Source organism: Rhizobacter sp. Root404, assembly GCF_001425865.1.
GTDB lineage: Bacteria > Pseudomonadota > Gammaproteobacteria > Burkholderiales > Burkholderiaceae_C > LMDS01.
In genome coordinates this window covers 561,366-583,207 of sequence record NZ_LMDS01000004.1, presented here as the reverse complement: position 1 = coordinate 583,207, position 21,842 = coordinate 561,366, and the positions used below count along the sequence as shown (strand labels likewise).

The 21,842-nt window shown below is 69.5% G+C and carries 22 protein-coding genes; 9 read left to right on the top strand and 13 right to left on the bottom strand.

What is annotated here, in order from left to right; all coding sequences use genetic code 11:
* Window positions 1-34: 34 nt before the first annotated feature.
* Window positions 35-1,174 (bottom strand): acyl-CoA dehydrogenase family protein, encoded by a 1,140-nt coding sequence (locus ASC76_RS07320; RefSeq protein WP_056464402.1) that lies wholly within the window; start codon window positions 1,172-1,174, stop codon window positions 35-37.
* A gap of 17 nt (window positions 1,175-1,191) precedes the next feature.
* Window positions 1,192-2,370 carry an acyl-CoA dehydrogenase family protein gene (locus ASC76_RS07315; RefSeq protein ID WP_056464400.1) on the bottom strand — a complete coding sequence of 393 codons (1,179 nt, stop codon included), beginning with the start codon at window positions 2,368-2,370 and terminating at the stop codon, window positions 1,192-1,194.
* Window positions 2,371-2,490: 120 nt separating this feature from the next.
* On the opposite strand from ASC76_RS07315, the gene ASC76_RS07310 reads away from it, so the two are divergent.
* The gene (locus tag ASC76_RS07310; RefSeq protein WP_082548874.1) at window positions 2,491-3,672 is read left to right on the top strand and encodes an MFS transporter; all 1,182 of its coding nucleotides are present in this window, start codon (window positions 2,491-2,493) and stop codon (window positions 3,670-3,672) included.
* Between the two features lie 20 nt (window positions 3,673-3,692).
* Window positions 3,693-5,000, top strand: a complete 1,308-nt coding sequence (locus tag ASC76_RS07305; protein WP_056467059.1) for a lytic murein transglycosylase — start codon at window positions 3,693-3,695, stop codon at window positions 4,998-5,000.
* Window positions 5,001-5,013: 13 nt separating this feature from the next.
* Here the strand turns inward: ASC76_RS07305 and ASC76_RS07300 are convergent, their stop codons facing one another.
* Window positions 5,014-5,646: a TIGR02281 family clan AA aspartic protease gene (locus ASC76_RS07300; protein WP_235580380.1), complete on the bottom strand. Its 633-nt coding sequence runs from the start codon at window positions 5,644-5,646 to the stop codon at window positions 5,014-5,016.
* Between the two features lie 7 nt (window positions 5,647-5,653).
* On the bottom strand, window positions 5,654-6,142 hold the full coding sequence (locus ASC76_RS07295) for a YajQ family cyclic di-GMP-binding protein (RefSeq protein ID WP_056464396.1): 489 nt from the start codon (window positions 6,140-6,142) through the stop codon (window positions 5,654-5,656).
* Window positions 6,143-6,171: 29 nt separating this feature from the next.
* Between ASC76_RS07295 and murB the strand changes: the two genes are divergently transcribed.
* Window positions 6,172-7,206 (top strand): UDP-N-acetylmuramate dehydrogenase, encoded by a 1,035-nt coding sequence (gene murB, locus ASC76_RS07290; protein WP_256364453.1) that lies wholly within the window; start codon window positions 6,172-6,174, stop codon window positions 7,204-7,206.
* A 10-nt stretch (window positions 7,207-7,216) separates the two neighbouring features.
* Window positions 7,217-7,717, top strand: coding sequence for a hypothetical protein (locus ASC76_RS26530; protein ID WP_056464393.1), 501 nt, complete (start codon window positions 7,217-7,219; stop codon window positions 7,715-7,717).
* Window positions 7,718-7,767: 50 nt separating this feature from the next.
* Here ASC76_RS26530 and ASC76_RS07280 read toward each other — a convergent pair whose 3' ends face one another.
* The 3 genes from ASC76_RS07280 to argG form a co-directional block, all read right to left on the bottom strand.
* Window positions 7,768-9,933, bottom strand: coding sequence for a TonB-dependent receptor (locus tag ASC76_RS07280; protein ID WP_056464391.1), 2,166 nt, complete (start codon window positions 9,931-9,933; stop codon window positions 7,768-7,770).
* Window positions 9,934-10,006: 73 nt separating this feature from the next.
* Entirely contained in the window at window positions 10,007-10,336 is a 330-nt protein-coding gene (locus tag ASC76_RS07275; protein WP_056464389.1) for a hypothetical protein, read from the bottom strand.
* Window positions 10,337-10,382: 46 nt separating this feature from the next.
* Window positions 10,383-11,717 carry an argininosuccinate synthase gene (argG, locus tag ASC76_RS07270; protein ID WP_056464387.1) on the bottom strand — a complete coding sequence of 445 codons (1,335 nt, stop codon included), beginning with the start codon at window positions 11,715-11,717 and terminating at the stop codon, window positions 10,383-10,385.
* A gap of 73 nt (window positions 11,718-11,790) precedes the next feature.
* Here argG and ASC76_RS07265 point away from each other — a divergent pair, with 73 nt between their 5' ends.
* Window positions 11,791-12,354 (top strand): cyclic nucleotide-binding domain-containing protein, encoded by a 564-nt coding sequence (locus tag ASC76_RS07265; RefSeq protein WP_162247069.1) that lies wholly within the window; start codon window positions 11,791-11,793, stop codon window positions 12,352-12,354.
* 11 nt (window positions 12,355-12,365) lie between these two features.
* Here ASC76_RS07265 and ASC76_RS07260 read toward each other — a convergent pair whose 3' ends face one another.
* The 5 genes from ASC76_RS07260 to ASC76_RS07240 all read right to left on the bottom strand — a co-directional run bounded on the left by ASC76_RS07260 (window position 12,366) and on the right by ASC76_RS07240 (window position 15,943).
* A complete protein-coding gene (locus ASC76_RS07260; RefSeq protein WP_305815422.1) occupies window positions 12,366-13,118 on the bottom strand; it encodes an amino acid ABC transporter ATP-binding protein in 753 nt (250 codons plus the stop codon).
* Window positions 13,108-13,758 (bottom strand): amino acid ABC transporter permease, encoded by a 651-nt coding sequence (locus ASC76_RS07255; protein WP_056464381.1) that lies wholly within the window; start codon window positions 13,756-13,758, stop codon window positions 13,108-13,110. Before ASC76_RS07255 ends, ASC76_RS07260 begins: the two co-directional genes overlap by 11 nt.
* An 84-nt stretch (window positions 13,759-13,842) precedes the next feature.
* On the bottom strand, window positions 13,843-14,499 hold the full coding sequence (locus tag ASC76_RS07250) for an amino acid ABC transporter permease (protein ID WP_056467051.1): 657 nt from the start codon (window positions 14,497-14,499) through the stop codon (window positions 13,843-13,845).
* Window positions 14,500-14,523: 24 nt separating this feature from the next.
* Window positions 14,524-15,312 (bottom strand): transporter substrate-binding domain-containing protein, encoded by a 789-nt coding sequence (locus ASC76_RS07245; RefSeq protein ID WP_056464380.1) that lies wholly within the window; start codon window positions 15,310-15,312, stop codon window positions 14,524-14,526.
* Window positions 15,313-15,385: 73 nt separating this feature from the next.
* Window positions 15,386-15,943, bottom strand: coding sequence for a hypothetical protein (locus ASC76_RS07240; RefSeq protein WP_056464378.1), 558 nt, complete (start codon window positions 15,941-15,943; stop codon window positions 15,386-15,388).
* 165 nt (window positions 15,944-16,108) lie between these two features.
* Here ASC76_RS07240 and ASC76_RS07235 point away from each other — a divergent pair, with 165 nt between their 5' ends.
* Both ASC76_RS07235 and ASC76_RS07230 read left to right on the top strand, forming a co-directional pair.
* Complete coding sequence (locus ASC76_RS07235) at window positions 16,109-17,830, top strand: long-chain fatty acid--CoA ligase (protein WP_056464376.1); 1,722 nt, start codon at window positions 16,109-16,111, stop codon at window positions 17,828-17,830.
* Window positions 17,827-18,948: an alpha/beta hydrolase gene (locus tag ASC76_RS07230; protein WP_056464374.1), complete on the top strand. Its 1,122-nt coding sequence runs from the start codon at window positions 17,827-17,829 to the stop codon at window positions 18,946-18,948. Before ASC76_RS07235 ends, ASC76_RS07230 begins: the two co-directional genes overlap by 4 nt.
* Here the strand turns inward: ASC76_RS07230 and ASC76_RS07225 are convergent.
* Window positions 18,888-20,009: an ornithine cyclodeaminase gene (locus ASC76_RS07225; RefSeq protein WP_082548871.1), complete on the bottom strand. Its 1,122-nt coding sequence runs from the start codon at window positions 20,007-20,009 to the stop codon at window positions 18,888-18,890. The genes ASC76_RS07230 and ASC76_RS07225 overlap by 61 nt on opposite strands.
* 111 nt (window positions 20,010-20,120) lie before the next feature.
* Between ASC76_RS07225 and ASC76_RS07220 the strand changes: the two genes are divergently transcribed.
* Both ASC76_RS07220 and ASC76_RS07215 read left to right on the top strand, forming a co-directional pair.
* A complete protein-coding gene (locus ASC76_RS07220; RefSeq protein WP_056467045.1) occupies window positions 20,121-20,552 on the top strand; it encodes an Lrp/AsnC family transcriptional regulator in 432 nt (143 codons plus the stop codon).
* Between the two features lie 56 nt (window positions 20,553-20,608).
* On the top strand, window positions 20,609-21,841 hold the full coding sequence (locus ASC76_RS07215) for a cytochrome P450 (RefSeq protein WP_056464372.1): 1,233 nt from the start codon (window positions 20,609-20,611) through the stop codon (window positions 21,839-21,841).
* Window position 21,842 lies beyond the last annotated feature (1 nt).

Here is a 21,842-nt window from a genome sequence, read left to right as displayed (position 1 = left end):
GGTGAAGGTCCGACAAAGACACCTGCGGTGAAGGTCAAGCAAAGACACCTGCGGTGCTCTGCATCCGCGCCGACACCTCGCCGAGCTGGTGCAGCGAGTCGCCGTAGGTCATCTCCATCACCGTCAGGCGCTTGAAGTAGTGGCCGGCGACGTACTCGTCGGTCACGCCGATGCCGCCGTGCAGCTGGATGCACTGCTGGCCGACGAAGCGCATCGACTGGCCGAGCTGGTACTTGGCCTGGGCGATCGCGCGGCGCCGCGCGGCCGGCGGTTCGTTCAGCTTCAGGCTCGCGAAGTAGCTCATCGAGCGGGCCAGCTCGAGCTGCATCTTCACGTCGGCGATGCGGTGGCGCAGCGCCTGGAAGGTGCCGATCGCGACGCCGAACTGCTTGCGCGTGTTCATGTACTCGACGGTGACCGCGACCAGCTTGTCCATCGCGCCGACCGCCTCGGCGCACAGCGCGGCGATGCCGATGTCGATCGCGTGCTCGAGCGCGTCGAACGCCGTGCCGGCGGTCAGCATCTCGATCGCGTCGGCGGCGTTCAGCGTCACGTCGGCGGCGCTGGCGCCGTCCTGCGTGGGGTAGCCCTTGACCGTCACGCCCTTCTCGCCCTTCGAGACCAGGAACAGGGCGATGCCCTCCGGTGCGTCGACTGCGCCGCTGACGCGCGCCGGCACGATGAAGGCGCCGGCGTGCGCGCCGGCCGGCACCATCGTCTTGGTGCCGGTGAGCTGCCAGGTGCCGCCGACGTTCTTCGCGGTGGTCTCGACATGCGCCAGGCGGTAGCGCGCCGTGCGCTCCTGGTGCGCGAGCACGACCCGCTCCCGGCCTTCGGCGATGCCTTGCAGCCACAGTGCGGCGGACGGCGCCCGGGTCGCGTTCAGCAGGCTGGTCGCGACCAGCGAGACGGCCGCGAACGGTTCCATCACGATGCCGCGGCCGAGCTCTTCCATCACCACCATCGCGTCGACCGGGCCGAAGCCCATGCCGCCGTTCGCTTCCGAGACATACAGGCCGAGCAGGCCGAGTTCGCCGAGTTCCTTCCAGGCTGCGGGCGAGTAGCCGCCTTCCTTGACGATGCCGCGGCGGCGCTCGAAGGTGTACGCCTTGTCGACCCATTTGCGCACGGTGTCGCGCAGCATTTCTTGATCGTCGTTGAAATCGAAGTCCATGGTGATTCCTTGTCCGTTCAGCCGAGCACGGTCTGCGCGACGATGTTGCGCTGGACCTCGTTCGATCCGCCGTAGATCGTGGTCTTGCGCATGTTGAAGTAGGTGCCGGCGAGCGGCGCGACGAACGCGCCGGCGCTCAGGTCGCCCTGCCAGCCGGCCTCCATCGCCTCGCGCTGGTAGGGGATGGCGGCCGGGCCGGCGGCGAGCATCATCAGTTCGGCGTAGCGCTGCTGGATCTCGCTGCCGCGGATCTTAAGCAGGCCGGCCACATCGAGCGCGGCCTTGCCGCTCTTCTCGGCCGAGAGGACCCGCAGCACCATCATCTCGAGCGCGACGACCTCGACCTCGAGCTTGGCGATCTCGTCGCGGAAGCGGGTATCGGCGTACACGCCTTCGGCGGTCGCGATGCGCTTCAGGCGCTCGAGTTCACGCTTGGCGCGGTTGACGTCGGCGATGTTGGTCCGCTCGTGCGCCAGCAGGTGCTTGGCATAGGTCCAACCCTTATTCTCCTCGCCGATCAACTGGTCCGCCGGCACCTCGACGTTGTCGAAGAACACCTCGTTGACCTCGTGCGCGCCGTCCATCGTGATGATCGGGCGCACCGAGACGCCGGGGCTTTTCATGTCGATCAGCAGGAAGCTGATGCCGGTCTGCGGCTTGCCTTCGTTGCTGGTGCGCACCAGGCAGAAGATCCAGTCGCCGTACTGGCCGAGCGTGGTCCAGGTCTTCTGGCCGTTGACGAGGTAGTAGTCGCCCTTGCGCTCGGCGCGGGTCTTGACCGAGGCCAGGTCGGAGCCCGAGCCCGGCTCGCTGTAGCCCTGGCTCCACCACACGTCGCCGCTCATGATGCCGGGCAGGAAACGCTCCTGCTGCGCCTTGGTGCCGAAGGCCATGATCACCGGCGCCACCATCACCGGACCGAAGGGCACGACGCGCGGCGCGCCGGCCAGCGCGGTCTCCTCCTCGAACAGGTGCTTCTGGATCGCGTTCCAGCCCGGCCCGCCGAACTGCGTCGGCCAGGCCCAGCCGTGCCAGCCCTTCTTGCCGAGGATGCGCGCCCAGCGCTGCATGTCTTCCTTGGTCAGGTGGATCGCGTTGTGAACCTTGTGGCTGATGTCCTTGGGCAGGTTCTCGGCGACCCAGCCGCGGATCTCCTCGCGGAAGGCTTGTTCTTCGGGCGTGAAATTCAGGTCCATGGGTCGTCTCCGTCTTCGCTGACCGGTGTGTGTGGCGTGGAACAGGGTTTTTAGCACGACCGTGCGTTTTTCTCCTGTCCCTGCCGTGACAGTGGCGGGGGCTGCCGATAATCGTCGGGCATGAACCCACCCAGCTTTCGCGCCACGGTTGTAGCACTGGCGGCCGGTCAGCTGGTGTGCTGGGCCGCGCTTTACTACGCCTTTTCCTCGTTCGTGCTGCCGATGCAGCGTGCGTTCGGGTGGAGCAAACCCGAACTGATGGGCGCGTTGACGCTCGGCCTCGCGGTCTGGGGCGGCGCCACCTACGCGGCCGGCGCCGCGATCGACGCCGGCCGCGGCCGGGCGCTGATGACCCTGGGCGCCGTGCTCGCCGGCGTCGGCTTCCTGGTCTGGTCGCAGATCCACAGCCTGCCCGCGCTGTACGCGGCCTGGGCACTGCTCGGCGCGGCGATGGCGATGACGCTGTACGAGCCGGCGTTCAACATCCTGACCAAGCGCTTTCCCGAGCGCTACCGCGAGGGCATCACCTCGCTGACGCTGGTCGGCGGCTTCGCGAGCACCTTGTCGTTCCCGGCGGCCGCCTGGCTGATCGCGCACTACGACTGGCGGATCGCGCTGGCGGTGATCGGCGGGGTGCTGCTGCTGCTGATCGCGCCGCTGCACGCGTGGGCGCTGCGCGGCACGCCGGCGCGGGCGGTGCGCGCCGCGGCGCACGACCCGGCCAACGATTCCACGCTGCACGAAGCCTTGCGCGAGCGCTCGTTCTGGCTGCTGACCGTGACCTTCACGCTCTACTCGTTCGCGGCCGCGGCGATGTGGGCGCACATGATGCCGGCGTTCGCCGCCAAGGGCCGCAGCGAGGCGCAGGCGCTGGCGGTCGTCGTCTGGTTCGGCCCGGCGCAGGTCGCGGGACGCTTCGCGTACCTCGGCTTCGGCCGCTGGATCTCGGCGCGCCGGCTCGGGCTGATCGTGCTGGCCGGGCTGCCGGTCTCGCTGGCGATCTTCGCGCTGGCCGACCAGACCGCGGCGCTGCTGGTGTTCGCGTTGCTGTTCGGCGTCGCGAACGGGCTGGTGACGATCGTGCGCGGCAGCCTGGTGCCGGAGTTCTTCGGCCGCGAGCACGTCGGCCGCATCAGCGGCGCGATGACCGGCATCTCGCTGCTCGCCCGCGCCAGCGCGCCGCTGGCCACCGCGTGGCTGCTGCTCGCGCTGCCCGGCTACCGCGAACTGCTGCTCGTGTTGGCCGGCGTCGGCGTCGCGGCCGTCGCGGCCTTTTCGATGGCCCGCAAGCCGGTGGGTTGATGCGGGTCAGAATCGTCGGGATGTCGACTTCACACCGCTCTCTGAAGCGCCGCGCGCGCTGCGCGACTGCGCTGCTTGCCTTCGCGGCCGTGGCCGGCTGCGCCGGTGTCCCGGTCGGCAGCGTTCCGGCTCCCAGTGCGCCGCCCGCCGCGCTCGCCGTCGCCGACGCGGCCGTCGATGCAGCCGTGCGCGATGACGCGGCACTCGACCAGCGCTTCGCGCGCTGGATCGACGACATGCGCGTGCGTGCGCGCGCCGCCGGCATCGACGAGGCCACGCTGCACAGCGCGTTCGACGACGTCCGCTATCTGCCGCGCGTCGTCGAGCTCGACCGGGCGCAGCCCGAGTTCAGCCGTACCGTCTGGGACTACCTCGACACGGCCGTCTCGCCGCAGCGCGTCGCGCAGGGCCAGCGCCGGCTCGCCGAGCTCGGCCCGGCCGCCGACGCGGCGGCCGCGCGCTTCGGCGTGCCGGCCAGCCTGGTCGTCGCGATCTGGGGCATCGAGAGCAACTACGGCGCCAACTTCGGCGACATCCCGACGATCGACGCGCTCGCGACGCTCGGCGTCGAAGGCCGCCGCGAGGCCTGGGCGCGCGGTGAGCTGCTGGCCGCACTGCGCATCCTGCAAAGCGGCGACATCACGCGCGCACAGATGATCGGCTCGTGGGCCGGCGCGATGGGGCAGACGCAGTTCCTGCCATCGGTGTTCCTCGCGCACGCGGTCGATGCCGACGGCGACGGCCGCCGCGACATCTGGGGCAGCATGGCCGACGTGATGGCCTCGACGGCGGCATTCATCGCCCACTCCGGCTGGCAGGCCGGTCAACCGTGGGGCACCGAAGTGATGCTGCCCGCGGGTTTCGACCCGGGCCGTGCCGACGGCGTGCTGCGCCTGTCGACTGCACAGTGGGCCACCGAGGGCGTGCGCGCGGCGGACGGCGCACCGCTGCCCGAGGTGCCCGACGCCGCCATCCTGCTGCCGGCAGGCGCGCGCGGGCCGGCCTTCCTGGTCGGGCCGAACTTCCGCGCGATCCTCAAGTACAACAACTCGACCAGCTATGCGCTGGCGGTCGGACTGCTGGCGCAGCGCATCGCCGGTGGGGCGGCCGTGCAGGCCCCATGGCCGCGCGATCTGGCCGCGCTGACCCGCAGCCAGGTCACGGCCCTGCAGGCGGGGTTGAACGAGCGCGGCTTCGCGAGCGGCGCCGCCGACGGATTGGTCGGCCCGGCGACCCAGGCGGCACTGCGCCGCTGGCAGCGCAGCGTCGGCCTGCCGGCCGACGGCTACCCGACGCCCGAGTTGCTGCAGCGCCTGCTCGCGCCGTGAACGCGCCGGCGGCTCAGTAGCGCCGGTTCAGGGTCATCAGGTCGTTTTCGCGCTTCATCTGGAAGCGCGTCAGGAAGCTGTTGCCGAGCAGGATCTGGTCCATGCCGCTCTGCCCGACCAGCGCCTCGACGTTGTAGACCTGGACGTCGCCGATCCGCACCGACGCGAGCATGACCTTGTAGGCCGCCATCGTGCCGTTCGCGGTCTGCGTCATGCCGCGCTCGCCGCGGCGAAAATCGATGCCGAGGCGTTCGGCCTCGGCCGCACCCATCGAGACGTAGGTCGCGCCGGTGTCGACGACGAAGCGCACCGCCTTGCCGTTGATCGAGCCGTTGGCGAAGAAGTGGCCGCCGCTGCCGGCGGTCAGCACGATCTGCGAGCCGCTGCCTTCGGTCGGCTTGCCGCCGAGGTTGACCTGCGCGCCGCCCAGCGCGAGCTTGACGCGCTTGCCCTGGACCTCGACCACCGCGTCGCCGCCGCTGACGCTCAGCAGCTTGACGCCGTTCACGCTGCTGCCGGCCGCCACGGTGCGGGGCGTGCCGTCGATCACCAGCAGCGCCTTGTCGCCGAGGCTGCCGCTGAGCGAGACCTTCTGTGCGAACGCCGGCAAGGCGACCATCAGCACCGCCGCGGCGAGCGTCCGCACGGCCGGGCTAGTCGCGGAAGTTGGTGAACGACAGGGGCGCGTCGGCGATCTCCTTGCGGATCAGCGCCATCGCGGCCTGCAGGTCGTCGCGCTTCGCGCCGGTGACGCGCACGACGTCGCCCTGGATCGCGGCCTGCACCTTCAATTTGCTCTGCTTCACGAAGGTCTGGATCTTCTTCGCGGTGTCGCTGTCGATGCCGTTCTTCACGGTGATCAGCTGCTTGACCTTGTCGCCGCCGATCTTCTCGATCTTGGCGCTGCGGTCCAGGAAGCGGATGTCGACGCTGCGCTTGGTGAGCTTGGCGATCAGGATGTCCAGCACCTGGCCGATCTGGAAATCGCTGTCGGCCCAGACCGTCAGCTCCTTCTCCTTCAGCTCGACCTTGGCGGACGAGCCCTTGAAATCGAATCGGGTGCCGATCTCCTTGCTGGTCTGGTCGACGGCGTTGCGCACTTCGACGAGATTCGGTTCGAGGACGGTGTCAAAGGAGGGCATGGTGATTTGATGCGAGCTGCCGGGCGGCAATAGAGGAAAATTGTGGCATGCAAATCGAGAGGGGCGTGAGCCTCAAACCCTACAACAGCTTCAGCCTGCCGGCGGTGGCCGGCACGCTGGTGCGGATCGCGAGCGATGCCGACGTGCGCCGGGTCGTCGACGACCCCGTGCTGGGCAGCGCACCCAAGTTCGTGCTCGGCGGTGGCAGCAACATCATCCTGACCCGGGACATGCCGCAGATCGTGTTGAAGGTCGAGGTGCGCGGCATCCGGCTGGTCGAGGAGCGCGCCGACGCCTGGATCGTCGAGGCCGGCGCCGGCGAGAACTGGCACGACCTGGTCGCACACACCCTCGCGCACGGCTGGCCGGGGCTGGAGAACCTGGCGCTGATCCCGGGGACGGTCGGCGCCTCGCCGGTGCAGAACATCGGCGCCTACGGCGTCGAGCTGAAGGACCGCTTCGAGTCGCTCGACGCGGTCGATCTGGTCACGGGACGCACGCAGACGCTGTTTGCCGACACCTGCGCCTTCGGCTACCGTGACAGCGTGTTCAAGAACGCGCTCGCGAACCGCACCGTGATCACGCGCGTGCGCTTTCGCCTGCCGCGGCCCTGGCAGCCGGTGCTCGGTTACCTCGACATCGAACGCCGGATGGCCGAGACCGGCATCCACGCGCCGAACGCGCAGCAGGTGTTCGACTGGATCTGCGCGATCCGGCGCGCCAAGCTGCCCGATCCGGCGGTGATCGGCAACGCGGGCAGCTTCTTCAAGAACCCGATCGTCACCCCCGAGCAGTGCCGCGACATCATCGGCCGCGACCCGGAGATCGTGCACTACCCGCTGCCTGACGGCAGCATCAAGCTCGCCGCCGGCTGGATGATCGATGCCTGCGGCTGGAAGGGCAAGCACGTCGGCCAGGCGGCGGTCTACGAGAAGCAGGCGCTGGTGCTGGTCAACCGCGGCGGCGCGATCGGCTCGGAGGTGATGCTGCTGGCCGGCGCGATCCAGGAGAGCGTGTACGGCCGCTTCGGCATCCGGCTGGAACCGGAGCCGCTGGTGGTGTGAGGCACGCAGCGTGAACCTGTCGGCGATCCACTGGGTGCGCACGCTGGTCGGCGGATCCCTGTTGCTCGCCTGGCTGCCAGTGATCACGCGGCCGCGCGGGCCGTGGTGGCCGTCGGTCGTGATCGGTGCGGTGCTGTTGCTCGTGCTCGCCCTCTACAAACGCCGCGCCCGCACGAACGCACTACGTCGACCGCGCGCGACCACGCAGCGCGACGGCCTGCGCCGCGCCTGCTACTGGGCCTGCCGCGCGGAGGGCATCGACCCGCGCAAGCCCAGTCGGCTGCCACTGTTGTTCGCGCTCGACGCGACGCTCGGCATCGCCGGCGGGTACGTCTACGCGCTCGACTGCGGCCTGCTCGGCGCCGACCGCGGCACCACCCACTGCGCCGGCGACCTGAGCTCGGGCTGCGGAGGCTCGAGCGGCGATTCCGGCTGCGGCCGCGACGAACGAAGACAGGCACCGATGCACGACAAGGCGAGGCGGCTGGTTGGTGGAGCCAGGGGGGAGTAGCAACTCTCCTCCCACGCTGGCGTCATCTAGGCTGACATTGCCGATTCGGCTCAGAACGTGAACGGCTTGCTCAGCGCCACGTAGAGCGTTCGCCGTGGCGCGTACTGCGGCGCGCCGACGCCGATGCCGCTGCCGTCGCGCAGCTGGTAGCTGCGGTCGAAGAGGTTCAACGCCGTCAGCCGCAGGTCGAATTTTCCGAAGGCGTCGGTGCGGAACGTGCGCGCCAGCGACGCGTTCACCTGCACGTAGCTTGGCAGGTGTTCGGTGTTCGCGAAGCCGCGCCGCAGGCCGCTGCCGTAGAGCACGTCGGCGCCGACCGTGGTCGCGTCGCCGACGCGGTACGACGCGCCGGCCGAGGCCGCGATCTTCTGCTCGTGGTCCAGGTGCACCCAGTGGTTCTGGATGTAGGCCAGCTCGTCGGCGTCGAAGTTGAACTGGCCGGTTTCGATGCCGCGGCCGCGCGCCGCGCTGAGGCTCAGGTTCGCGTAGGCCGACAGCCGCTCGTCCTTGTACGAGCCGGAGAACTCGATGCCGTAGATGCGGCCGCGCTCGAAGTTGAAGGCCGAGTAGATCAGCGCGTTGCCGAACTGGCCTTCGTCCTGCAGGTGGCGCACGTCGCGGTAGTAGGCGTCGGCGCCGAGCGTGATCTGCGGCGTCAGCTGGTGCGAGACGCCGAGCGCGAAGTAGTTCGAGCGCTCCGAGCGCACGGCGGTGTTCGCGTCCGACGGCAGCGCGTTGGTGGTGTCCAGGAACCTCTGCACCGAGGTGGTGTCGATCTTCTCGGTCGGCGGCGGCGTGAAGTAGCGGGCGTAGCCGGCGTGTACGCGCGTGTCGTCGCCGAGCTGGTAGACCACGCCGACGCGCGGGCTCCATTGCGATTCGGCGACGACCGTGTCGACCTTGTCGTAGCGCACGCCGTAGTTGACTGTCAGCGCCTTGGTGGGCTGCCACTCGTCCTGCAGGTAGACGCCGAACAGGTGGCCGGTCAGGCGGCTGTCGTCCTGGATCGTCAGCGGCTGGTCGCTGGTGGCGTTGCCGTCGGCGTCCGCAGGGAAGACGGTCGATGCGTTGGTCACCGAGCCGCGTTCGCGCTGTGCGAACAGGCCCGCGCGCAGCGTGTGCTGCGGGTTCAGCGCGCGGCTCGCATCGAGTTGCAGGCCGCTCGCCACGTTGCGCCGCACCACGTCGGCGGCCACGCCGTTGTAGGTCAGGTCACCGATCGGGTCGGGCTGGTAATGCAGGCTGGTGCTGCGGTTGAACAGCGAGACCTGGTAGTCGGTGCCGTCGCCGAGGCTGGACTGGAACGTGAGCACCTGGAAGTTGTTGCGCTCGCGCTGGTTGGCATCGAGGTCGCGCGAATCCGGCGCCGTGGCACCTGCCAGGCTGAACGTCGGCGTCTCGCCCGGCACGTTCGGGATCTGGAAGCGGCTCTGCGCGGTGCCGAGCATCAGGCTCAGGCGGCTGCTTTCGCCGAGCAGGTAGCTCAGGTACGCGAAGCCCTTGGTCTGGCGGGTGTCGTCGTGGATCGCGTTCTTCGCCGGCGTCGGGTTCTCGATGCCGATCTCGTTCTGCAGCGACGAGCCGGTGACGAAGTACTGCAGGTTGCCGGCGGTGCCGCCGATCTCGGCGCTCGCCTCGCGGTGACCGCGGCTGCCGAGCACCAGGTCGATGCTGCCGGCATTGGCGAGATCGGCGCCCTTGGTCCGGATGTCGACCACGCCGGCGGTGCGGTAGCCGTACTGCGCCGGCAGCGCGCCGGTCAGCACGTTGACGTTGTCGGCGAAGCGCGTGTCCAGCGTCTGGCCGAAGCCGCTGATCGACTCGGGAATCACGACGCCGTTGACGCGGTACTGCAGGTTGCCGTGGTCGCCGCGCACGTGCAGCTGGCCGTACGAGTCGCCGACGACGCCGGGCGCGCGCAGCAGCACCTGGTTCAGCGGCGTCGCCTCGCCCAGCGGCAGGCGCCCGATGTCGGCCTGGTCGAAGCGGTAGATCGTGCTGCCGGTCTCGGGCGAAAGCGAGCTGCGCGCCTCGTCGAGGCGCTGGCGCGTGCCCTTGACCTCGACCCGGTCGAGTCGGGCGGCGGGTGGGGCGGCACTGGCGGCGGTGGCAGGCGCGGGCGGGACGGCTTGCGCCAGTTGCTGGTCGGCGGCGTGCGCGGACGCACCGGCGAAGGCGAGCGCGCACGCGCCCGCCAGGGGGGACATCTTGAACATGGTGATCCTGAATCTGAAAGCGGAACGGACGCAGGCCGGAGCGCATCGGCTCCGGCAGCGGCAACCAAGGGCTTCAGGTCAGGACAGGGGGCGCGCGCGAGCGAAAGGCCAGGCGCAGCGGTGCGGGCGACACCGTGTCGCTCGCCACGCCGGGCAGCGCGTGCTGCGCGCCCGCGAGCGGCAGCGTGACGCCGGCGCTCGTGGCGCCGGCGCCCAGCGCGCCGAGCGTCAGGCACTCGTCGCAATGGTGGCCGGGTGGCGCGCCCTTGCCGGCCTTGGCCTGCGTGGCCTCGACCGCGTGCGAGAGCCAATGCAGCGCGGCCGTTTGCTGCGCGAACAGGAAGGCCAGCGCCAGCAGCCCGCGCGCAGCGAGTTGCTTGAACGAGAGGCCAGTGGCACGCATCTCCGGATTGTGCTGCGGCAATGTGACAGCGTCAGGTTGTCGGGAATCAGTCGCCGCTCTTGCCCAGCCGCAGCAGGTCGGCTGCACCGCCGGCGGCGAGCAGGCCGGTGCCGGCGTAGATGCCGAGCTTCTCGCGGGTGTCGGCGATGTCGAGGTTGCGCATCGTCAGCTGACCGATCCGGTCCTGCGGCGAGAACGCGCCCTCGACCTTCTCCATGCTGAGCCGCTCGGGCTTGTAGGTGAGGTTTGGCGACTCGGTGTTCAGCAGCGAGTAGTCGTTGCCGCGGCGCAGTTCGAGCGTCACCTCGCCGGTGACCGCGCTGGCGATCCAGCGCTGCGCGGTCTCGCGCAGCATGATCGCCTGCGGGTCGAACCAGCGGCCCTGATAGAGCAGCCGGCCGAGCTTCAGGCCGTTCATGCGGTACTGCTCGATCGTGTCCTCGTTGTGGATGCCGGTCACGAGGCGCTCGTAGGCGATGAACAGCAGCGCCAGCCCCGGCGCCTCGTAGATGCCGCGGCTCTTGGCCTCGATGATGCGGTTCTCGATCTGGTCGCTCATGCCCAGGCCGTGGCGGCCGCCGATGCGGTTCGCTTCCAGCATCAGCTCGACTGCGCTCGGGAACGTCTGGCCGTTGAGCGCGACCGGCACGCCCTCTTCGAAGCACACGCGGACCTCTTCGCGCTTGACCTCCACGTCGTCGCGCCAGAACGCCACGCCCATGATCGGGTTGACGATCTTGATGCCGCTGGAAAGAAACTCGAGGTCCTTGGCCTCGTGCGTGGCGCCGAGCATGTTCGAGTCGGTCGAGTAGGCCTTCTCGGCCGACATCTTGTACTTGAAGCCGGCCGCGCTCATGAACGCCGACATCTCGGCGCGCCCGCCGAGCTCGTCGATGAACAGCTGGTCGAGCCAGGGCTTGTAGATCTTCAGGCCCGGGTTGGCCAGCAGGCCGTAGCGGTAGAAGCGCTCGATGTCGTTGCCCTTGTAGGTGCTGCCGTCGCCCCAGATGTTGACGTCGTCGTCCTTCATCGCCGCGACCAGCATCGTGCCGGTGACGGCCCGGCCCAGCGGCGTGGTGTTGAAGTAGGTCAGTCCGCCGGTCGAGATGTGGAACGCGCCGCTCTGCAGCGCCGCGATGCCTTCGGCCACCAGCTGCGTGCGGCAGTCGATCAGCCGGGCGGCCTGCGCGCCGTACTCCATCGCCTTGCGCGGGATCTCGTCGTAATCGGCCTCGTCGGGCTGGCCGAGGTTGGCGGTGTAGGCGTACGGGATCGCACCCTTGCTGCGCATCCAGTGCAGCGCGGCGCTGGTGTCCAGCCCCCCGGAGAACGCGATGCCGACCTTCTGGCCGACGGGGAGGTGCTGGAGGATGGTGGCCATGGAGCGGTGCTGTTCGGTCTTGGGGGAGGGCGTGATTTTAGGTGCAAGCCCGAGGGGTGATAAGGTCCGGCGCGTGCAAGCCCCCGCCCACCCTCCGCTGTCCGACGTGCCGGCCCTGGCCGAACGCGCCGCCGACCTGCTGCGCACGCCCGGCGCACTGCTCAACCTGACCCCGCCCGAAGCCACGGTGCTGGTCGCGCAGATGCGCCTGGTGCACTTCGGTCCCGGCGTCACGCTGTTTCGCGAGGGCGACGACGTGCGGCTCGATCATCTGCTGCTGGTCCTCGAGGGCGAGGTGTCGATCGAGGTCGGCATCGGCGGCAGCATGATTCCGGTCGCGATCTCGGTGGTCGGCCCGGGCAGCGTGATCGGCGAGATGGCGCTGCTCGACGGCTCGCCGCGCTCGGCGAGCTGCACGACGATTTCGGCGGTGCAGGCCGCCGCGCTGTCCCGGCAGGGTCTGGAAAAGCTCATCGACCAGCAGCCGCGAGTTGCCGCCAAACTGCTGATCGGCCTGGGATCGCGCACCGGCGAGCGCTTGCGCGCGCTGGGCGAGCAGTTGCAGATGTACGCCGGCGTGGTCGAGCAGCAGCAACAGCAGATCGATCGGCTCAAGGCGGGACGCGCGGCCGGCTGAGCGTTGCCGCGTCAGTCGTGGATCGACGACAGGAACTGTTTCAGCTCCGGCGTCTGCGGCGCACCGAAGATCTCGTCCGGCGGCCCGATCTCGTGGATGCGGCCGGCGTGCATGAAGACCAGCCGGTCCGACACCTTGCGCGCGAAGCTCATCTCGTGCGTGACCATCAGCAGCGTCATGCCCTCGTCGGCCAATGACTCGACGACGCGCAGCACCTCGCCGACCAGCTCCGGGTCGAGCGCCGAGGTGATCTCGTCGCACAGCAGCACCGCCGGCTCCATCGCCAGCGCGCGCGCGATCGCCACGCGTTGCTGCTGGCCGCCGGAGAGCTGATCCGGCTGGGCGTCGAACTTCTCGGCCAGGCCGACGCGCGCGAGCAGCTTCTTCGCCTGCTCGGCCGCGGCCTCGGCGTTCTTCTTCCTCACCAGCGTCGGCGCGAGCATCACGTTGCGGCCCACGCTCAGGTGCGGGAACAGGTTGAAGCCCTGGAAGATCATGCCGACGTGCTGGCGCAGCGTGCGCATCGCGTTGGCGTTGCCGTGCAGCAGCGGGTTGCCGTCGACGCTCAGCGAGCCCTCGTTGAAGACCTCCAGGCCATTGATGCAACGCAACAGCGTGCTCTTGCCCGACCCGCTCTTGCCGATGATCGCGATCACCTCGCCGCGCTTGACCGACAGGTCGATGCCCTTGAGCACCTCGTTGGTGCCGAAGCGCTTCTTGAGGCCCTTGATCTCGACGATTCCTGACGATGCTTCAACGACCACGATGCAGCTTCCTCTCCAACGATTTGCTCCAGGCGGAGATCGGGTAACACAGCGCGAAGTACATCAGCGCGAGACAGGCGTAGACGGTGAACGGGCGGAACGTGGCATTGGTGATCATCGTGCCGGCCTTGGTCAGCTCGACGAAGCCGATCACCGACGCGAGCGCCGTCCCCTTGATCACCTGCACCAGGAAGCCCACGGTCGGCGGCACCGCGACACGCAGCGCCTGCGGGCCGATCACGTAGCGCAGCTGCTCGCGCAGGCTCAGCGCGAGCGCCGCCGACGCCTCCCACTGGCCTTTATGCACGGCCGCCACGCAGCCGCGCCAGATTTCGGTCAGGAACGCGCTGGTGTAGAGCGTCAGCGCCAGCGCCGCCGCGACCCACGGCGACACGTTGATGCCGAACAGCGCCAGGCCGAAGTACGCGAGGAACAGCTGCATCAGCAGCGGCGTGCCCTGGAACAGCTGCACGTAGCCGCCGACCAGCCGCTCGGCGCCACGCAGTTTCGCGATGCGCGCGATCAACAGCGCCAGCCCCACCAGCCCGCCGCCGACGAACGCGATCAGCGACAACAGAACCGTCCAGCGCGCCGCCAGCAGCAGGTTGCGAAAGATGTCCCAGATCGAGAAGTCGACCATGTCAACGCCCGCCCGGCCGCCCGAAGGGCGTTGAGCGCCCCCGCGGGGGGCAGTGGACGAAGTGAACGTGGGGGTGGTCCACTTCTACTTCCCGAAAATGAACCGGGGCCCGGCCCAGTTCAACAGGCGCCGCAGCGCCATCGACAGCGCCAGGTAGACCAGCGTCGCGATGATGAAGGCCTCGAACGCGCGGAAGTTGTTCGACTGGATCAGGTTCGCCGCGTACGACAACTCGGGCGTCGAGATCTGCCCGCACACCGCCGAGCCGAGCATCACGATGATGATCTGGCTCACCAGCGCCGGCCAGACCCGCTTCAGCGACGGCGGCAGCACGACCCGCGTGAAGACCTGCATCTCGCTCAGCGCCAGGCTCTGCGCGGCCTCGATCTGGCCCTTCGGCGTCGTCGCGATGCCGGCGCGCACGATCTCGGCCGCGTACGCGCCGAGGTTCACGACCATCGCCAGCACCGACGCCAGCTCGGGCGAGAGCTTGATGCCCGCGCCCGGCAGCCCGAAGAACAGGAAGAACAGCTGGACGATGAACGGCGTGTTGCGGATCAGCTCGACGTACGCGCCGACGACCGCCTTCAGCCAGCCCGGCCCGTGCAGCCGCGCCCACGCGCACGCCACGCCGAGCGCGACGCCGATCGTCGCCGACACGGCCGTGAGGCCAAGCGTCCACAGCACGCCGCGGGCAAGCAGCCGCCACTCGGCGAGGACCGCCAGGAAGTCGAAGGTGATCACGGGTGCGCCGGCGTCAGCGCGTCAGGAGGGCAGGTCCCCCAGCGGCCGGCCGAGCCACTTCAGCGCCATCTTGTTCAGCTCGCCCGAGGCCTTGGCCGCGGCGATGATCTCGTTGACCTTGGCCTTGAGCTTGTCCTCGCCCTTGGCCACGCCGATGAAGTTCGGCGAATCCTTCAGCAGCAGCTTGTACTCGGTGCTGACCTGCGGGTTCTTGGCCATGAAGTTGCCGGCCACCGACGCGCCGACGCCCATCAGCTGCACCTGGCCGGCGGCGTAGGCCGAGACGGTGCCGTTCATGTCCTCGAAGCGCTTGATGTCGACGCCGGGCGGCGCGATCTTGCCGACCTCCTGGTCCTCCATCGCGCCGCGGGTCACGCCGATCGTCTTGCCGGCCAGATCGGCCGGCGTCTTCACGACCACGTTCTTCGGCCCGAAGATGGCCTGGAAGAACGGCGAGTACGCGGCGGTGAAGTCGATCACCTTCTCGCGCTCGGCGTTCTTGCCGAGCGTCGAGATCACCAGGTCGGCCTTCTTCGTCTGCAGGTAGGGGATGCGGTTGGCGCTGGTCACCGGCACCAGCTCGACCTTGACGCCGAGCTTGGCGGCGATCAGCTCGGCCATGTCGACGTCCAGCCCCTGCGGCTTCAGGTCGGTGCCGACGAAGCCGTACGGCGCCGCGTCGGTCGGGATCGCGATCAGGATCAGCTTCTTGGCCATCACGTCGTCGAGCGCGGTCTGCGCGAACGCGGGCACGAGGGCCGCGGACAGCGCGAGCGCGACGGCGCCCTTCAGGAAGGTACGGTGTTGCATGCGAGAGTCTCCACGTCGAACAGGGTTCGACAGGAGGTAGCAAGGCCCGTGCCGGCGGGTTCCCTGCGGGTGCTCAGGCGCGGGCAGGCCCCTTCGGCCGCGGCGTCAGCGGCTCGCGCAGCCGCATCAGCGTGCGCTGCAGGATCTTGGCGTCCGAGCTGGCACGGTGGCGCTGCAGCCGCATCTCGGTGGTGATCTGCTTCTTCACGACGTTCCAGAACGCGGCTTCCTTGTCGGTCAGCAGCGCGCGCAGGTTGTCGAGCTTGAAGGTCGGCGCCATGCCGGCGGCGTCGAACAGCACGTTGAGCCAGACGTAGTCGTGCGCCCAGCCGTCGCAGTAGAGCGTGAGGCCGCGCAGGCGTTCGTTGAGCTGCGTGGCCACCTCCGTGACCTCGCGGCCGTGGCGCATCACGATCTCCTTCGTGATGTGATGGACGCGCTCCGCGTCCGGATCCCAGTGGGTCCAGGTGGGCGCGGGGCGGATCAGGCTGCAGTAGCTCTGGCCGTCGGCCAGCACGAAGCCGACTTCCACCGGATAGCTGTCGCGGCCGAAGCCCGAAGCTTCGATGTCGAGCACCGCGGGCGCGCTGTCGGCGAAGTCGGGTGTGGGGAGGGGCGTGCTGCCGGGCATGCGCAAAGCATAGGCGCGCGGTGTCGATGCGGCCCGTGAACAAACACTGCTTACCGGGCTTTACTCCGGGGATGGCGCACATCGGGTTCACGCGCTAGGAGCCCTCCGCGGGCTGCGCTATACCGTCGGTCTGCCCGACCTTGCCCTTTTGCCCGTGGAGCCCCCGTGAAGCCGACCGCAGTACCCGACACCGACCGTCCCCACCACAAGATCTGGCCCAAGCGCCTGCCGCGCGAACTGGCCATCCCCGAGACCACGCTGTGGTTCAACCTCGAGGTGGCGGCGACCCGGTTCCCGAACAAGCCGGCCTACCTGTTCATGGGCCGGCCGCTGAGCTTCGGCGAGCTCAAGCGCCAGGCCGAGGCGATCGCCGGCTGGCTGCAGCAGGTCGGCGTGCAGGCCGGCGAGCGCGTCGCGATCTTCATGCAGAACTGCCCGCAGTACGCGGCGGCCTACTACGGCATCCTGCGCGCCAACGCCGTGGTCGTGCCGGTCAACCCGATGAACCGGGCCGAGGAATTCAAGCACTTCATCACCGACCCGCAGACCCGCGTCGTGATCTGCACCGCCGACCTCGCCGGCATCGTCGCCAGCGCAAACGCCGCCGTGCCCGAGGCGCAGCGCGTGGCCGAGGTGCTGGTCACCCGCTTCACCGACGCGATGCCGACCGGTCCGCTCGACCCGGCCGACGTGCCGCCGCCCGCCATGGAGGCCTGGCTGCGCAGCGACCCCGAACTGCCGCCCGGCTGCACCCGCTGGACCGATGCGCTCGCGCTGCAGCTCGCGCCCGGCCCGCTGACGGCGCAGCCCGACGACCTGGCGCTGCTGCCCTACACCTCGGGCACCACCGGGCTGCCGAAAGGCTGCATGCACACCCACCGCACGCTGATGGCCAACTCGGTCGGCGGCGGGCAGTGGGGCCATTCCAGCCCGGAGACCATGAGCCTCGCGGTCGTGCCGATGTTCCACATCACCGGGATGATGTACGGCGTCGTCGGCAACATCTACACCGCCAGCACCAGCGTGATCCTGCCGCGCTGGGACCGCGAACTCGCCGGCCGGCTGATCTCGAAGTACAAGGTCACGCACTGGACCTGCATCCCGACGATGATCATCGACCTGTTCGGCAGCCCGAACTACAAGAGCTTCGACCTCACCAGCCTGACCTACCTCAGCGGCGGCGGCGCGGCGATGCCGCAGGCCGTGGCGCAGCGACTGCTCGACGAGTTCAACCTCACGTTCGCCGAAGGCTACGGCCTGACCGAGACCGCCGCGCCGACCCACGCCAACCCGCCCGAGCGCGCCAAGCTGCAATGCCTGGGGATCCCGATCTTCGGCGTCGACTCGCGCGTGATCGACCCGCTGACGCTGAAGGAATTGCCGCCCGGCGAGGTCGGCGAGATCGTCAGCCGCGGGCCGATGGTGTTCAAGGGCTACTGGGGCCACCCCGAGGCGACGAAGGACGCGTTCATCGAGGTCGACGGTCACACCTTCTTCCGCACCGGCGACCTCGGCCGCATGGACGACGAAGGCTACTTCTTCATGACCGACCGCCTGAAGCGGATGATCAACGCCAGCGGCTACAAGATCTGGCCGGCCGAGGTCGAGATGCTGCTCTACAAGCACCCGGCGGTGCAGGAGGCCTGCATCATCTCGGCCCGCGACGCCTACCGCGGCGAGACCGTCAAGGCCGTCGTCGTGCTGCGCGCCGAGGCCAAGGGCAAGACCACGCCCGACGACATCACGAACTGGGCGCGCGAGAACATGGCGGCCTACAAGGTGCCGAAGCTCGTCCAGTTCGTCGACGCGCTGCCCAAGTCCGGTTCGGGCAAGGTGATGTGGCGGCTGCTGCAGGACCAGGAGGCCGAGGGCGCCTCGGCGCCATGACCGATCGCCCGCCGCCGCTGCCACTGCCCGAGGGCATCCGCTCGCGCCGCGTCGACAACCGTCACGGGCTGAACGTTCACTTCCTCGAAGCCGGCTTCGAGGGGAGCGGTCGGCCCGTGCTGTTGCTGCTGCACGGCTTCCCGGAACTGGCGTACAGCTGGCGCAAGGTGATGCTGCCGCTGGCGCAGGCCGGCTTCCATGTGATCGCGCCCGACCAGCGCGGCTACGGCCGCACGACGGGCTGGGACGCGCGCTACGACGGCGACCTGGCGACGTTCCGCCTGACGAACCTCGCGACCGACGCGCTCGGGCTGCTCGCGGCCCTCGGCGTGCCCTCGGTCGCCGCGGTGATCGGGCACGACTTCGGCTCGCCGGTCGCCGCGTGCTGCGCGCTCGCCCGGCCGGACGTGTTCCGCGCGGCGGCCTTGATGAGCGCGCCGTTCGCCGGGCCGCCGGCGCTGGCGGCCGCGTCCGGGCCGGCGTTCGATCTGCCCGCCGAGCTGGCGCGGCTGCCGCGCCCGCGCCAGCACTACCAGTGGTACTACTCGACCCGCGGTGCGGAAGCCGACATGCTGCACGCGCCGCAGGGCCTGCAGGCGTTCCTGCGCGCCTACTACCACCACAAGAGCGCCGACTGGCCCGGCAACCGGCCGTTCCGGCTCGCCGCGCCCACCGCCGACGAGTTCGCCAAGCTGCCCGACTACTACGTGATGGACCTGGGCCAGGGGATGGCCCAGACCGTCGCGCCGCAGATGCCGACGCCGGCGCAGATCGCCGCATGCGCCTGGCTGCCGGAGGACGAGCTCGCGGTCTACACCGCCGAGTTCGCGCGCACCGGGCTGCAAGGCGGACTGCAGTGGTATCGGTGCGCGACGGAGGGCGTCAACGCCGACCTGCAGCTGTTCGCAGGCCGCACGATCGCCGTGCCGTCCTGTTTCATCGCCGGCCGCGCCGACTGGGGCGCGTGGCAATCGCCCGGCGCGCTCGAGGCGATGCAGGAGCGCGCGTGCACGCAGCTGCGTGGCGTCCACTGGATCGACGGCGCCGGGCACTGGGTTCAGCAGGAGCAGCCCGAGGCGGTCTCGGCCACGCTGTTGACGTTCCTGCGGACGCTCTGAATGCCCAGCGCCGCCAGGGCCTCGTTCGAAGCGCGGGTGGTCGCGGCCGCGCCGAGGCGACCGAAAAGGTCTTTCGGGTGGCGGCCCGGCGGCACGAGCGCCACGTCCTCGCCAATGCCGCGCGCCAGCGCCGCCGCGTGCACGTAGCGCAGCGCCGAGTAGTCCTCGAGCGCGAAGCCGACCGAGTCGAACACCGTCACCTGCCGCGCGTGCTCGCGGCCGGGGGCCAACCCGCCCAACACGCGCCACAGCTCGGTCACCGGGAAGTCCGCGGGCAGCTGCTGGATGTCGCCCTCGATGCGGGTCTGCGGCTCGTACTCGACGATCACGCGCGCGCCGCGCAGCACGTCGGCATGCAGCTCGGTCTTGCCGGGGCAATCGCCGCCGACCGCGTTGATGTGCATGCCGGGTTCGATCATCGCGGGCGTCAGGATGGTCGCGCGGGTCTTGTCGGCGGTGACGGTGGTGACGATGTCGGCGCCACGCACTGCCGCCGCGGTCGAGGCGGCGCGCGTCACGCGCAGGGCGGGGTAGCCCGCGAGGTTGCGGATCAGCTTGGTCGTAGCGGCCGGGTCGACATCGAACGCGCGGATCTCGGTGATGCCCAGCAGCGTGTGGAACGCGAGCGCCTGGAACTCGCCCTGCGCGCCGTTGCCGATCAGCGCCATCGTCCGCGATTCCGGCCGCGCGAGCCGCTGGGCGACCAGTGCCGAGGTAGCGGCGGTGCGCAGCGCGGTCGTCAGCGTCAGCTCGGACAGCAGCAGCGGGTAACCGGTCTCGACCTCGGCGAGCACGCCGAAGGCCATCACCGTGAACAGGCCGCGCGCGGTGTTCTTCGGGTGGCCGTTGACGTACTTGAACGCGAAGCGCTGCGTGTCGCCAACCGGCATCAGCTCGATCACGCCGAGCGCCGAGTGACTGGCGAGCCGCGCCGACTTGTCGAACTCGTGCCAGCGCAGGTAGTCCGCCTCGATCGCGTCGGCCAGGTCGGTGATGAAGCGCGCCACGCCGACTTGCTGAACGAGCCGGGTCATGGCGGGCACATCGATGAATCGCGTCATGGGTCTCTCCGGTTGGAAAGCATCTTCGCGGGCTTCGTGGCCAACAAAAAGGCAGCAGACCGATCGTTATGATGCATTCATCGATCAATCTGTTCAGGACCGATGAGCAACATGACCAATCTCGACGACACCGATCGCGAACTGCTCGCGCTGCTGCGGCAGGACGCGCGCCTGCCCGTCGCGACGCTGGCGACCAAGCTGAAGGTGGCACGCGGCACCGTGCAGAACCGGATGAAGCGCCTCGAGCGCGACGGCGTGATCGTCGGCTACACGGTGCGGGTCAAGCCGCAGGCCGAGGGGCACCGGATCCGCGCGCTGATGACGATCGTCGTCGAGGGCAACCGCGGTGCCGAGGTGCTGCACGCGCTGCGCGGCCACCCGAACGTGACCGGCCTGCACAGCACCAACGGCCGCTGGGACCTGATCGCCGAGCTGCGCGCCGACACGCTCGAGGCCTTCGACCGTGCGCTCGGCAACATCCGGCTGATCGAGGGCATCGCGAGCACCGAGACGAGCCTGCTGCTGTCGACGCACAAACTCTGACGATGGGGTATCTCCCCGCGCATTTGCGGCCGGTTCGGCCTTAGATTCGCCGACGCATGAACATTGACACCTTCGACCTGCGCCACCTGCCCGACGCGTTCTACGACGACCCGTTCCCGACCTACCGTGCATTGCGGGAACAGGCGCCGGTCAAGCGCATGCCGGACGGCAGCGTGTTCCTGACCCGCTACGCCGACATCGTCGCGGTCTACAAGGACCCGAAGACCTTCAGCTCCGACAAGCACGAGGAGTTCGGCCCGAAATACGGGCTCGATTCGGCGCTGTTCGAGCACCACACGACCAGCCTGGTGTTCAACGACCCGCCGCTGCACACGCGGGTGCGCCGCCTCATCGCGGGCGCGCTGACGCCGAAGCACATCGCCGCGATGGAGGCCGGCCTGGTCGCGCTGGTCGATGGCCTGCTCGACGCGATGCAGGCGCGCGCCGAGCAGGGCGAGACGATCGACCTGATCGAGTCGTTCGCCGCGGCGATCCCGGTCGAGATCATCGGCAACCTGCTCGGCGTGCCGCACGCCGAGCGCGGGCCGCTGCGCGACTGGTCGCTCGCGATCCTCGGCGCGCTGGAGCCGGCGCTCACGGATGCGATGCACGCGCGCGGCAACGCCGCCGTGACCGACATGCTGACGTACCTGGAGGGCCTGGTCGCGCGCCGCGCGCAGGCGCCGGGCGATCCGGAGACCGACGTGTTGACGCGGTTGATCCAGGGCGAAGTGATCGGCGAGGGCGGTGTCACGGAAAAACTTCTGGCGAAGGAGTTGCTGCACAACTGCATCTTCCTGCTCAACGCCGGCCACGAAACGACGACCAACCTGATCGGCAATGGCCTGAAGAGCCTGCTCGACGCGCCGGATCAGAAGGCCCGCCTGCTCGCGGAACCCGAGCTGATCCGCACCGCCGTCGAGGAATTCCTGCGCATCGAGAGCTCGAACCAGCTCGGCAACCGCATCACGAGCATCGCGACCGAGCTCGGCGGCGTGGCGCTCGCCCCACGCACGCAGGTCACGCTGTGCATCGGCGCGGCGAACCGCGACCCGGCGCAGTTCCCGAACCCCGACCGGCTCGACATCGCGCGATCGCCGAACCGCCACGTCGCGTTCGGCTCCGGCATCCACCAGTGCGTCGGCATGGGCCTTGGCCGGCTCGAGGCGCGCATCGCGATCGGCCGCTTCCTTGCGCGCTTCCCGAATTACCGGCTGGCCGGCCCGGCAGTCCGGTCGAAGCGGGTGCGCTTTCGCGGCCACCTCGCGATCCCGGTCACGCTGCTCTGAT